Source organism: Caldibacillus sp. 210928-DFI.2.18, from assembly GCF_020554505.1.
Lineage (GTDB): Bacteria > Bacillota > Bacilli > Bacillales > Caldibacillaceae > Caldifermentibacillus > Caldifermentibacillus hisashii.
Window position 1 is genome coordinate 1 of sequence record NZ_JAJCHL010000047.1, and the last position, 12,020, is coordinate 12,020.

Genomic DNA, 12,020 nt, shown 5'->3' on the forward strand with positions numbered 1-12,020 from the left:
AAATGTCGAATTCAATAGAAATTTGTCGAAAATCCATCAAAAAATGAAGATATCACCCCATCAAGCCATTTAGATAAAGTTCATTCAAAAATTACGATGAATTTCACTTAAGACGTGCGAAATGTGGGTTTAAAACAAGTCAGAAGATATACTTTCTATAAGATCACATGAATCCTAACTGAAAATGAAAGCTCTTTCAAAAACAAGATTATACTAATCTCCTTAAAATCGAAATTCTTTTAAAAAAATATTTTGATAAAAATTCTAATAGGGTGGTATTTATGCATATTAAAAAATTTGTAACACCTGAAATCATTTTCGGTTCTAATGCAATAAGCCAAGTCGGTGAAGCGTGCCTTCGTTTAGGAGCCAAAAAAGTACTTATTGTCAGTGATTTAGGGGTAGCGAACGCCGGTTGGCTGGAAAAAATTATTCAAACATGTAAAGACAGTCATTTACCTTATGCCACTTTTACAGACATAACAACGAATCCAAAAGATACTGAAGTTGTGAAAGGTGTGTCTGTTTTTCGGGAAAATGAGTGTGACGCCATTATCGGAATCGGTGGCGGCAGTGTCTTAGATGTAGCGAAAGCAATCGCAATACTGGCGACAAACAGTGGAAAAATTAGTGATTATGAGGGAATTGATAAAATTGAAAAACCGCTCCCTCCCATGGTCATGGTTATGACAACGGCCGGTTCGGGTTCAGAGGTTTCACAGTTTTCCATTATCGTTGATTCCGAGCGAAAAAGAAAAATGACCATTGTATCGAAAACGTTAGTACCTGATATTGCCATCATCGACCCTTTTACTTTAATGACAAAGGATAGTGCATTAACTGCCTCAACGGGAATGGATGTGCTGACACATGCGATTGAAGCTTATGTCAGTATTGCCGCGACACCATTAACCGATGTGCAAGCTAAAAATGCACTTTACCTTGTCACAAATTATTTACGCCCATCCGTCGCCTCAAAAACGAATATGGAAGCAAAAGAGGCCATGGCTATGGCTAGTTTACAAGCCGGACTTGCTTTTTCCAATGCGATTTTAGGTGCTGCTCATGCCATATCACACGCCATTGGTGGCCGATTTCCACTTCCGCATGGGGAAATCAATGCCATCCTTTTGCCGCATATTATGGATTTTAACTTTATTGCCGTGCCGAAACGTTTTACAGAGATCGCTGAAATCATGGGCATTGACACAAGGGGGTTAACACAGCGTGAGGCAGGAAATCGAGCCGTTGCATTTGTCAATCAATTATCAGAGGATATTGGAATTCCGAAAAGGTTAAGGAATATTGGCATAACTGAAGATGAGATCAACCTGATTAGTCAAACCGCACTAGAAGATGCTTGTATGATTACAAATCCTCGCGATATGGATTTTATTCAAGTGAAAACATTGTTGGAAAACATCTTATAAGGCGGTGAACGATTATGCTTGAAGAAAAACAAGAAATGATTGCCCAGTTAACAGGAATAAAATCTTCTAAAAAAAATTACTACACGGAGCTAAAGAAAACGGTCGAACAATTGGAAAAGAAAAATTTACAATTAGAAATCATGAACGAAATAATGAAAAGTATAAAAGTTGATATGCCGTTAGACAATATCTTATCAAATATGATTGATAAATTGCAGATGCTCATCGATTTTGACCATATCAGCATATCTTTACTACAAAACAACAAACTTGTTCTCGTCAATGTTTACCCTAAAGACAGCCGCTGTGTAAAAATCGGTTCGACCATTTTTGAACATAATTCTCTTTATTGGACTGCGTTAAATGAAAGAAAAATAATTTTACAGGAATTAGTCGGCTCACCCATTCATTTCTATGAAAAAAAACATTTAGCAGCACTTCATTTACAAACGATTTTAGTACTTCCCATCTACAGTAAAAATAAAAAAATCGGCGTCTTGTGTATGGGGCGTACGGATCAAACCATTTGGAACGAAGATGAACTGTCCTTTCTTGAACAACTGACCGATCATTTGGCGATAACCATTGAAAACGTTCAATTATACGGTGAAGTTTTACATGCGAAACAACAATGGGAAGACACATTTAAAGCAGTTGATGATATGATCATTGTGTTTGATAAAGATTTACATATTTTACAATATAATGACGCGGCAAATGATTTTTATCAAATTCGGAAAAAAACGAACCTTTTAATAAATGAACCATCATTGAAACAATTAATTATCGATACATTTAACGCTCAAAAAGCCGGTTATTTGGAATTAAATTACCCGGATCAAACAATCTGTGAAGTATATAGCTATCCGATTCATAATAAAGAAAATAATTTATACGGTGTTATTGCTTATATCAAAGATGTAACAGGAAAAAGAAAAATGGAAGCACAGTTGATTCATTCCGGAAAATTGGCTGCGATTGGCGAAATGGCTGCAGGGATTGCCCATGAACTGAACAGCCCGTTAACAGCCATTTTAGGAAATTCCCAGTTGTTATTGAGAGATTTTTCAAAAGAAGATCCGGTCTTTTCTCTCCTTTACGATATAAAAAAATGCGGTGATCGCTGCAAGCAAATCATTAAAAGTCTTCTAACTTTTTCAAGACAGGACGAGTATATTTTTGAACCTGTATCTTTAAATGAAGCGGTCAGTCAAGTACTAAATCTAATAAAATATCAATTTGAAAAAAATCAAATTCAATTTCATATTCATTTACAACCGGATTTACCTTTAATTGAGGGCAGCCGGACTCAGATTGAACAAATCATCATCAATTTACTATTAAATGCGAAAGATGCCTTGGAACAAACATCCCGCCAAGAAAAGGCAATAACAATTAAAACCTCTTATCAGCATAACGAACTTCATTTAACTGTTAAAGATAATGGAATCGGAATTGAAGAAGAACGGATATCGAACATTTTCCACCCGTTTCATACAACGAAGAAAAGCGGAACCGGGTTAGGATTATCGGTTAGTTTAGGAATTGCCAAAAAACACGGCGGCTCCATCGATGTGATTAGTCAACTGAATAAAGGAAGTACTTTCACACTAAAATTACCTGTTCAATCTTCTCAAGGAACTGAGGTGAAAATGTGATCAATTTATTAATTATCGATGATGAAATCGAGATTGGTAACTTTTTGTCCCGCCTTTTTACCGCAAAAGGATATCGGGTACAAGTTGTAAATAGTGGAAAAGAGTTTTTTTCAATTAATTTTTCCTTACAAAAATTTCATGCCGCGATGATTGATTTAAAATTACCTGATGCGGATGGTCTAACCCTTTTACAACAACTAAAAAAGTTCCAACCTCGCTGTAAGGCCATTATTATGACCGGGTACAGCACGATAAAAACAGCTGTGGAAGCAATAAAATTCGGTGCTTCTGATTATATTGAAAAACCATTTGATGATATTGACTTATTGGAAAAACAAATAGACAGCTTACTGGAAGATAATGATAAAACTGCACAAGAAACTATAAAAAGCATCGCCCATGAAATCGGCTTTATTACCGGCAAAAGTGAAAAAATGGAGCAACTACTGAAAACAGCTTACAAGGTGGCTCAAAAAAATGTGAATGTGTTAATTGAAGGGGAAACAGGCACAGGCAAGGAAGTTTTATCCAGATTTATTCATCATGCAAGCCCAAGAAGCCAAGAGTCTTTTATCGGGGTCAATTGCGGTGCCATTCCCGAATCACTATTAGAAAGTGAATTGTTCGGTCACGAAAAGGGAGCCTTTACCGGAGCGACTCAACAACGGAAAGGATTATTTTCCATCGCCAGTCAAGGTACATTGTTTCTTGATGAAATTGCAGAAGCGTCTCGTTCAATTCAGGTAAAATTGTTACGGGTGTTGGAAACACGAGAATTTATGCCTGTTGGAAGCGATAAAATTTTCCGGACAAATACGAGACTCATTGCAGCAACGAATGAAGACCTCCAAGAAGCCGTAAAAAACAAAAAATTTAGAGAAGATTTGTATTATCGATTAAATGTCGTTCATTTAACAATCCCACCGCTTCGTGAGCGAAAAGAGGATATTCCGTACCTAATCGAACACCTATTACAACGCTTTCCTAATTCAAATATTACTTTTTCAGATGATGCTCTGGCCTATTTGCAAAGGTATGATTGGCCCGGAAATATTCGTGAGTTAGCCAATTTTGTTACAAGAGTTGTAGCTTTAACCGATTCAAATCAAGCCGTTATTACACCTGGTGACTTGCCGATATCCTATTTTGCTATCTCTTCACACCCGAATATAGGAAGAACAATAAGTAAAAAAAGTGAAGAAAGCGAACTTGAAAGTTATCTTCATCGTTGGACAAATCAAGTTCTCACAGTTTTTAATCAAAAAGAAGAAATAAGTTTAGAAGAGATTCTCGACCAGGTCAAGGATCTAGAAGCATATGTGGGGAAAGCCTTTATCATGAAAACGCTTAAAGATGTTGAAGGAAATCGAAAAGAAGCGGCAAAAAGACTGCAAATTACAATGAGAAAATTACGCTACTTACTTAATGAAAAATGACAGCACTAAAAACACGAACAGGTTTCAAGACATCCAAATCTTGAAACCTATTCTGACAAAGTATACAATCAGGTTCTGAGAACGATCTGATTTATTCCACCTTAACGAGTAGTAACAAGTTTACAAAGAAGAAAAATAGGGGACCGGCTACCTGCATGCGTCCGATTGGTGCAACTCACCTAGGTTGAAGATCCCCTGATAATAATTCACTTTATTCCATATTAATCCAGACACTCTTCACTTCTGTATAATTGTTTAACGCATAGCTTCCCATTTCCCGGCCGATTCCGGATTGTTTATAACCGCCAAAAGGACTTGCCGCATCAAAGACATTATAACAATTGACCCAAACCGTACCTGCATCTAAGCGATGTGCAATATAATGAGCCTTTTTAATATCTTGCGTCCAAACCCCAGCAGCAAGCCCGTAGTGAGAGTCATTCGCTTTTTCAATCAGATCATCTATATCGGAGAAGGGCATGGCTGCGACAACAGGACCAAAAATTTCTTCTTTCGCAATGGTCATAGAATGGTTTACGTCGGCAAAAATTGTCGGTGCAACGAAATAACCTTGACTATAAGGGATATTCCCACCGCTTAACAGTTCTGCTCCTTCTTCAACCCCTTTATCAATATATCCTTTCACCCGTTTTTGTTGCTCACTGGATACAAGCGGCCCCATCGTTGTATCCTCCAGCAAGCCGTTTCCTTGTTGAATGTCTTTTGTCAAACTTACTAAATCACTTACCACATTATCGTATAAACCTTTTTGAACATATAAACGACTACCGGCACAACATACTTGCCCTTGATTAAACATAATACCCATTAACGCACCCGGAACTGCCTTTGATAAGTCAGCATCAGGCAAGACAATATTCGGTGATTTCCCGCCCAGTTCCAACGTGACGCGTTTTAATGTTTCACTGGCTTTTCGCATGATCATTTTCCCGACAGCCGTTGATCCGGTAAAGGCAACTTTATCGACTAACGGATGTTCGACAAGTGGTGCACCTGCTGTTTCCCCGAAGCCCGGTACTACATTAACGACGCCTTTAGGAAATCCAGCTTCATCGATTAGTTTGGCTAAATAAATAGCCGATAATGGAGTTTGCTCAGCGGGTTTCAAGACAACAGTACAACCGGTTGCTAAAGCGGCACCAAGCTTCCATGCAGCCATAAGTAACGGGAAGTTCCACGGAATAATTTGACCGACAACACCCACAGCTTCATGTCGGGTATAGTTGAAATAATTCCCCTGTACCGGAATGGTTTGCCCGACAATTTTCGTTGCCCAGCCGGCATAATAGCGAAAATGTTCAATTGCTAATGGAACATCGGCGTTCAACGTTTCACGAATAGGCTTTCCGTTATCCAAAGTTTCCAACTGTGCCAACTCTTGTTTATGGTCTTCCATTAAATCAGCCAGTTTATAAATTAAGCGGCTTCTTTCAGCAGTTCCCATTCTTGACCAAGGACCACGATCGAATGCCTCCCTTGCAGCTCTAACCGCTAAATCGATATCTTCCGGACCGGCCTCGGTAACATTTGCCAACCTTTCTCCTGTCGCTGGATTTACGGTTTCAAAAGTTTTTCCGGATTGACTATTCACCCATTCTCCATTTATATAAAGCTTTTTCTCTGATTTTAAAAATTGTTCTAATCTAGGAGATAGTTTTACTCCTTTTGTATTTACATTTTGCATTCTATTCCCTCCCCTTTTTACCGGGGGAATAACCCCCTGGTGTTAACGCTTTCAAAATATTATGAAATACTTAATACAACACGTCCATTAATTTTTCCATCTTCCATCCGCTTAAATACTTCATTTATATTATCAAGTGGCTGCACTTCAATATTTGTCCGTACTTTTCCTTGTGCCGCAAATTCAAGAGATTCTTGTAAATCTTTTCTCGTTCCCACAATAGAACCTTTTACCGTAACCCCGTTTAATACCGTGTCAAAAATCGGAATTGGCAGTTCGTCATTAGGAAGACCAACAACAACTAATGTTCCGCCTCTTTTTACCGAATGATAAGCTTGCTCGAATGCTTTTTTCGTAACCGCAACACTAACAGCTGCTTGTACGCCGCCAACTTGATCTTTGATTGTCTGAACGGGATCTGTCTTCATACCATTGACGGTTAAATCCGCACCCAATTCTTTTGCCAACTCTAATTTATCATCTTGAATATCAACGGCAATGACATTGAACCCCATTGCTTTCGCATATTGCAGGGCAACATGACCAAGACCGCCAATTCCATAAATCGCTACCCAGTCCCCTGGCTTTGCTTCAGATACTTTTAATGCCTTATAAGTGGTTACCCCTGCGCAAAAGATCGGTGCAACTTCTTCAAAACTTAAATTTTCCGGAACTTTAACGACATAATTAGCCGGTGCTTTACAATATTCTGCATAGCCGCCGTCAACAGAATAACCTGCATTTAATTGATTTGGACATAAAGTTTCTCTACCTGTTAAACAATATTCACATTCACCGCAAGCTGAATACAGCCAAGGAATTCCAACTCGGTCCCCCACTTTAATGGAAGTAACCCCTTCACCAACTTTTTCTACAATTCCAACACCTTCGTGACCGGGAATTAACGGTAACTTTGGTTTGACCGGCCAATCACCGTGTGCCGCATGCAAATCGGTGTGACAAACGCCGCATGCTTTAATTTTCACCAGAATTTCCCCATATTCCAGTTCCGGCACCGGTACCTCCTTGATTTCCAATTCTTGTTTGAACTCATTGACAACTGCAGCTTTCATTAAATTTTTTGAATCCATTTCTACCTCTCCCCTCAAAATTTAACATTCACTATTTAATTTGCAAAAAACGTGCCAATTATGGAGGCGCTTTCCCCCTATTATTTTTCGCTTGCGTTTGTTAGCTGGATTTCTATATTCAAAGCCAGTACTGTACTTGTTAGCGATCAAGAATTGGTATGCCTAGAGCCGAAAAATTGGCACTTTCCGCCGTAATTACGGCTATCAGTGACAAATAATTGGTCCACGCGTCCGGGAGTAAGACTGTAAAAAAGAACAGAGATTCTGGACATAGACAATATAACTAATTCAAAGATTCTCTCCTATCTTTTTATAAATCAATAATAATTAAAAAAGAAAAAGGCCGACAACATATAGGTATCCGCCTCTAAAGCAGTTTTTCGATTAATCTACTCCTGAAAATATTCAAATAATAATGATGTCATTAAAAATATCATTGCTAACGACTTAGCCATTGGAATTTATACCGATTTTTGGGTGAGGCAGGATTATCTGATTAAAAAGGGTGACATTGTTCCGATCCCATTTGAGTATAGTGAAGCACCAGTACTTTCTTTAAATTATTTACAAGCAAAGAACAAACATGTTTCAATTGCAAAATATCATTGCTGATCTGGACATTACGCTAGGATTAATCGGCATTAGTGACATAGGCGAGTTAAATCCATCAATTTTAGGTAGAGCTAAATGGAATAATCCAATTTCCCCGTAAACATAATACGACGACGAGAATTGATCTCGTCGCCAAATATAAGTTAGAGCTCGGGTACATACCCAAGCTCTAATTTATCAAATTTGTTACAATCGCTGGCCTTTTTTCTGACCTATATCATCATTTGGTGAGTTTCCAGTTCCGTCCTTTGCTTTACTATTCGGTGTACCAAAAATTTGATTGTCTTTCGTAATTTTGTTTCCGGCTAAAAATTGGTCTTTTTTTCTCATATTTCATTCCCTCATTATTGATTTATCGAGTATTTGTTCTGTCATTATTGGCCGTGCCGAAGAAGTCATCGACAATATCATTGAATCTGTCAAACAAACCATCATTATTATTATTATTATTCGTGCGCATATCATTTGCAAACGTATTTACACGATCATAGAAATCAGGATTTGCAGAAACATACACACGGGAAATTCGGTCATCTGCCCGGCGAACAGCATCGGCAATTTTTTGTTCAAATGCATTGGATACCGGAATATATTGAGCGGTATTGTTTGCATTGTTATTTGCTCCATTTCGATTCGTTGTTTCCCCATTTTGTGTGCCCATATTTTGTCCGGTCGTATTTCCACCGATCCCTGTACCTACATTTTGACCGGCTCTATTTCTACCTATCCCTGTACCACCATTTTGACCCGTATTATTGGCTGGACCAACATCTTGCCCGGTAGAATTGCCGCCGGTTCCTGTACCTAAATTTTGACCTGTTCTATTTCCATTGAACCCGATACCGGTATTTTGTCTATTATTGTCACCGGCAAATGTACCAGCATTTCGTCCAGTCTGAGTTCTGTCATTTTTATTTCCCGCATCATCATTTCCATTAATAGTGCCATCATCTGTATTATTGTTATTGTTGTCCGGATTTACTCTCCCGTTTTCCATAAATGTATTTCCATCACCATCTAATGCCCCATTGCGAGTTGCGTTTCCATTATTGTCAAAATTTACATTTGTCGTTCCTTGATTATTGGTATTTCCACGATTATTTTTGGAAAGTCTAACCGCAACATAAGCGTTATTGTTGGTAATGAAAACATGCGCATCTTCCACTTCTTTCAACTTCTCTACTTCACGTTCAGCAGCTCTTGATGTCTTTACATTTTGATTGTTACGGGTATTATTTTTCACATACATTGGTCTTGCATTATTGTTATTGCGTGTATTTTGGGTAAATTGAGTACCATTATCGTTATTGTCGCCGGCATTGTCATTGTTTGTACACCCTGTAAGACATAAAGAAGCAACTGCAACACCTGTTATGAACCATTTCATTTTCATTTTCTTCACTCCTTCTCTGGTTCTCGTCTATATCCTGTCTTGTTCATGAAAATCTATTCGAGGGAGAAAATGCAAATTTGCTGGAAAATAATCGTTATTGTGATGGCATGGTATGTGAATTTTTGGTTAATAATGAAGGTAATCATTATTTTCGAAAAATCTGTTGTTACAAATCCATAAATTAATCTGCCGAGTTCCTAACGGTGAGATGGCACAAGGAGGTAATGTGAATGAACGACTACTATTATCAATTAGCAACAGTCGTTTATGATCAATTTGGCATTGATCCTTTTGAAAAAATTATGTATAAAAATTACTACTTAACTGTACAAGATTATTTAATTACCGTTAGCATTGACGATGAAATCAAAAATATCCTTGCTTTACTAAAGATGCTTCCCGATAAAAATGAAGCACAAAAATTCATTAACAGTGCAATCACTTATAATATTCAGAGCGTTTTACTTGGAGAAAATGGAAATTCAAAATACAGGTTAAAAGAAATCAATAAAATATTTTAAAACAAGATAGTCCAAATTAGTGCAAAATTGCTTTCGTATATGTGAAACTTCCATCAATGAGAGAGTTGAAATTATTTCACATATTTTTGTCGTATGTCTGGAAAATTTAGTGTATAATAATATTAACTAAGTAAAAGGAGGCATCAAAATTAACACATTGGATCATTCCGTTTCTTTTTTGCACAACTAATTTTATATGCAAAATTTACTTTGCCATTCAGCAAAGAACGGGATTCCTGTGTCTAATTTGATGTCTAATCGTTCGGAAACTTTTATATTCAACCGGTCTATTCCGGTTTCTTCGGTTTGTCCATTTTAGACGCGAGGTTCCTCGTGCCTTTTTTGTTTGGCAAAATATAGGGGGAATCTGTATGTTTTTAGTGAACTACTCGTCATTGAAATGACGAGCTTCCTGTTCTACGCAACGAACTGTTGTCCGTTAAACGTATACACAGTCGGCGTGTCCAACACCACTACTGATTGAGATAAAGCCTTAATCTCTTTCAGATACTTTTTGCTGATATTGATAGCACCATTCACATCCGCATTGATGGCTGTATGACAGTCGTTACATACATATAACCCTCGATGAATCCGATTACTCGGCTTTGCGTTTTCTTCACAAGGGAACATTTGGCATACTGAACATGCTTGAGAGGTGTATTCTTCGGTTAATAAACGAACATCTATTCCTTGCTCCTGCGCTTTATACCGTATCATTTGAATGATTTTCGCATACGGAAAACCATGCAATTTTTGATTCGTTTTCTTGTTGAATTTCGCTTGTTCTCGTATACCTGTAATGTCACCAATCACAATCGTTTCGACTCCTTGTCGCAGAGCAATATCAATCACTTTTCTTGTCATACAATGCAACATGTGATGCACTTGTTTTCTTTTCTTTTGATAAAGTTGTAACACACGTCTGGAAGGTTTCGGGTATTGTATTCCTTTAGCACATTGTTGAGCGAAACCAATCGCTTGAAAATGGGCGATTTGTTTATGAAAGTAGCGTTCAACGGATAGCCATTGCCTTCCTGAAATGATGTGTGCTCTTCCTTGATAATCATAACAAGTCATCGCATTGGCAATCCCTAAGTCAATCGATAAAAATTTCGTGCTATTCTTTTGTTTCAATGGTACATCTTTGTATTCTTGAATCAGATAAATCGTATATTCTTTTCGACTGATGGGTTTCACTTCAATCAGTTTTATCTTTTCGATTTCGATATGTTTCGGAATCGGGATATAAAGATAACTTTCTTCCAATCCATACGTTTCTTTTAAAAAGGCTTTTTGAGCCTTTGGAATGGGTAAACGAATTTTGGTATTGTTCTCCACCAATTTGAAACTGTTATTTAGAAAACGGACATTAAAGTTTTGATGTTTGAATCGTGGTGGTTGTGGATTATCTATTCCATTGCTTTCCTTTAGTTTGAAAAAAGACACCCACGCTTCTTGCAAGACTTTTAAGACCTCTTGTGCTGATTGAGCAGGTAATTGTTTATACCAAAAATGTGTTTTTAATCGTTTTTTCTGTTCATACCAATTCGGGAACGGTACACCTTGTTCTTTCGACCAATTCCGTTTTTCATAGTTCCCCACATTCCATAACTTACGACTGGCATAACACAAGTGATATAAGATGATTTGATTGGTTCGATTCGCTTTATAGGTGAAATACGATACCTTTTTCATTTAGTCACCACCTTTCTTTTGGTTAGCAATATAGCGTTTTATGACATCCTCACTAATAGAGCCAACGGTTTCAATATAATAACTAGAGTTCCATAATACTCCTTTCCATAATTTTTGTTTGATTTCAGGAAATTGCAGAAAAATTTTTCTCCCTGAAATCCCTTTTAACATTTTGACAATATAAGAAGGTGCTATTTTTGGATGAGCTGATACAAATACATGAATATGATCTTGTTCACCCACCTCTACCATCTGCAACAGAAAACCTTTTTCTTCTGCAATCTCTTTAAAAATTTTCTTGAGATATAACTCAACCTCTTGTGTCAAAACCTTCTTTCGATATTTCACAGACCATACAATATGATAATTGACATTATAAACACAAGTTCTTGCGTGAATTAAATTTGTTTTCTTCATACATATAGTATATCAAAAATATACAAAAAAACCAATTATTTCAATCTTTAATAAACCAC

The 12,020-nt window shown here is 37.3% G+C and carries 10 protein-coding genes; 4 read left to right on the forward strand and 6 right to left on the reverse strand.

Going from position 1 to position 12,020, the window contains the following annotated elements:
• The first annotated feature begins 281 nt into the window (after window positions 1–281).
• Genes LIZ98_RS10770 through LIZ98_RS10780 form a run of 3 tightly spaced genes read left to right on the forward strand, consistent with a single transcriptional unit; the run spans window position 282 to window position 4,524 of the window.
• Window positions 282–1,430: an iron-containing alcohol dehydrogenase gene (locus LIZ98_RS10770; protein WP_227140166.1), complete on the forward strand. Its 1,149-nt coding sequence runs from the start codon at window positions 282–284 to the stop codon at window positions 1,428–1,430.
• A 14-nt stretch (window positions 1,431–1,444) separates the two neighbouring features.
• On the forward strand, window positions 1,445–3,088 hold the full coding sequence (locus tag LIZ98_RS10775) for a sensor histidine kinase (protein ID WP_227140165.1): 1,644 nt from the start codon (window positions 1,445–1,447) through the stop codon (window positions 3,086–3,088).
• The gene (locus tag LIZ98_RS10780; protein WP_227140164.1) at window positions 3,085–4,524 is read left to right on the forward strand and encodes a sigma-54-dependent transcriptional regulator; all 1,440 of its coding nucleotides are present in this window, start codon (window positions 3,085–3,087) and stop codon (window positions 4,522–4,524) included. The genes LIZ98_RS10775 and LIZ98_RS10780 overlap by 4 nt, the downstream gene beginning before the upstream one ends.
• Before the next feature lie 211 nt (window positions 4,525–4,735).
• Here LIZ98_RS10780 and LIZ98_RS10785 read toward each other — a convergent pair whose 3' ends face one another.
• The 4 genes from LIZ98_RS10785 to LIZ98_RS10800 all read right to left on the reverse strand — a co-directional run bounded on the left by LIZ98_RS10785 (window position 4,736) and on the right by LIZ98_RS10800 (window position 9,325).
• Window positions 4,736–6,229: an aldehyde dehydrogenase family protein gene (locus LIZ98_RS10785; protein ID WP_034769376.1), complete on the reverse strand. Its 1,494-nt coding sequence runs from the start codon at window positions 6,227–6,229 to the stop codon at window positions 4,736–4,738.
• Window positions 6,230–6,288: 59 nt separating this feature from the next.
• Window positions 6,289–7,302 carry an alcohol dehydrogenase AdhP gene (gene adhP, locus LIZ98_RS10790; protein WP_034769559.1) on the reverse strand — a complete coding sequence of 338 codons (1,014 nt, stop codon included), beginning with the start codon at window positions 7,300–7,302 and terminating at the stop codon, window positions 6,289–6,291.
• 816 nt (window positions 7,303–8,118) lie between these two features.
• The gene (locus tag LIZ98_RS10795; RefSeq protein ID WP_192878710.1) at window positions 8,119–8,262 is read right to left on the reverse strand and encodes a hypothetical protein; all 144 of its coding nucleotides are present in this window, start codon (window positions 8,260–8,262) and stop codon (window positions 8,119–8,121) included.
• 22 nt (window positions 8,263–8,284) lie between these two features.
• Window positions 8,285–9,325: a YhcN/YlaJ family sporulation lipoprotein gene (locus tag LIZ98_RS10800; RefSeq protein ID WP_227140163.1), complete on the reverse strand. Its 1,041-nt coding sequence runs from the start codon at window positions 9,323–9,325 to the stop codon at window positions 8,285–8,287.
• A 230-nt stretch (window positions 9,326–9,555) separates the two neighbouring features.
• On the opposite strand from LIZ98_RS10800, the gene LIZ98_RS10805 reads away from it, so the two are divergent.
• Entirely contained in the window at window positions 9,556–9,846 is a 291-nt protein-coding gene (locus LIZ98_RS10805; protein WP_034769372.1) for a hypothetical protein, read from the forward strand.
• Between the two features lie 417 nt (window positions 9,847–10,263).
• Here LIZ98_RS10805 and LIZ98_RS10810 read toward each other — a convergent pair whose 3' ends face one another.
• The gene (locus LIZ98_RS10810) at window positions 10,264–11,544 is read right to left on the reverse strand and encodes an RNA-guided endonuclease InsQ/TnpB family protein (RefSeq protein ID WP_227139907.1); all 1,281 of its coding nucleotides are present in this window, start codon (window positions 11,542–11,544) and stop codon (window positions 10,264–10,266) included.
• Window positions 11,545–11,961: an IS200/IS605 family transposase gene (gene tnpA, locus LIZ98_RS10815; RefSeq protein WP_094246129.1), complete on the reverse strand. Its 417-nt coding sequence runs from the start codon at window positions 11,959–11,961 to the stop codon at window positions 11,545–11,547.
• Between the last annotated feature and the right edge of the window lie 59 nt (window positions 11,962–12,020).

Coding starts and splice junctions, on each gene's coding strand:
- LIZ98_RS10770 (WP_227140166.1), top strand. CDS start 282: ATGCATATTAAAAAATTTGTAACACCTGAAATCATTTTCGGTTCTAAT.
- LIZ98_RS10775 (WP_227140165.1), top strand. CDS start 1,445: ATGCTTGAAGAAAAACAAGAAATGATTGCCCAGTTAACAGGAATAAAA.
- LIZ98_RS10785 (WP_034769376.1), bottom strand. CDS start 6,229: ATGCAAAATGTAAATACAAAAGGAGTAAAACTATCTCCTAGATTAGAA.
- adhP (WP_034769559.1), bottom strand. CDS start 7,302: ATGAAAGCTGCAGTTGTCAATGAGTTCAAACAAGAATTGGAAATCAAG.
- LIZ98_RS10795 (WP_192878710.1), bottom strand. CDS start 8,262: ATGAGAAAAAAAGACCAATTTTTAGCCGGAAACAAAATTACGAAAGAC.
- LIZ98_RS10800 (WP_227140163.1), bottom strand. CDS start 9,325: ATGAAAATGAAATGGTTCATAACAGGTGTTGCAGTTGCTTCTTTATGT.
- LIZ98_RS10805 (WP_034769372.1), top strand. CDS start 9,556: ATGAACGACTACTATTATCAATTAGCAACAGTCGTTTATGATCAATTT.
- LIZ98_RS10810 (WP_227139907.1), bottom strand. CDS start 11,544: ATGAAAAAGGTATCGTATTTCACCTATAAAGCGAATCGAACCAATCAA.
- tnpA (WP_094246129.1), bottom strand. CDS start 11,961: ATGAAGAAAACAAATTTAATTCACGCAAGAACTTGTGTTTATAATGTC.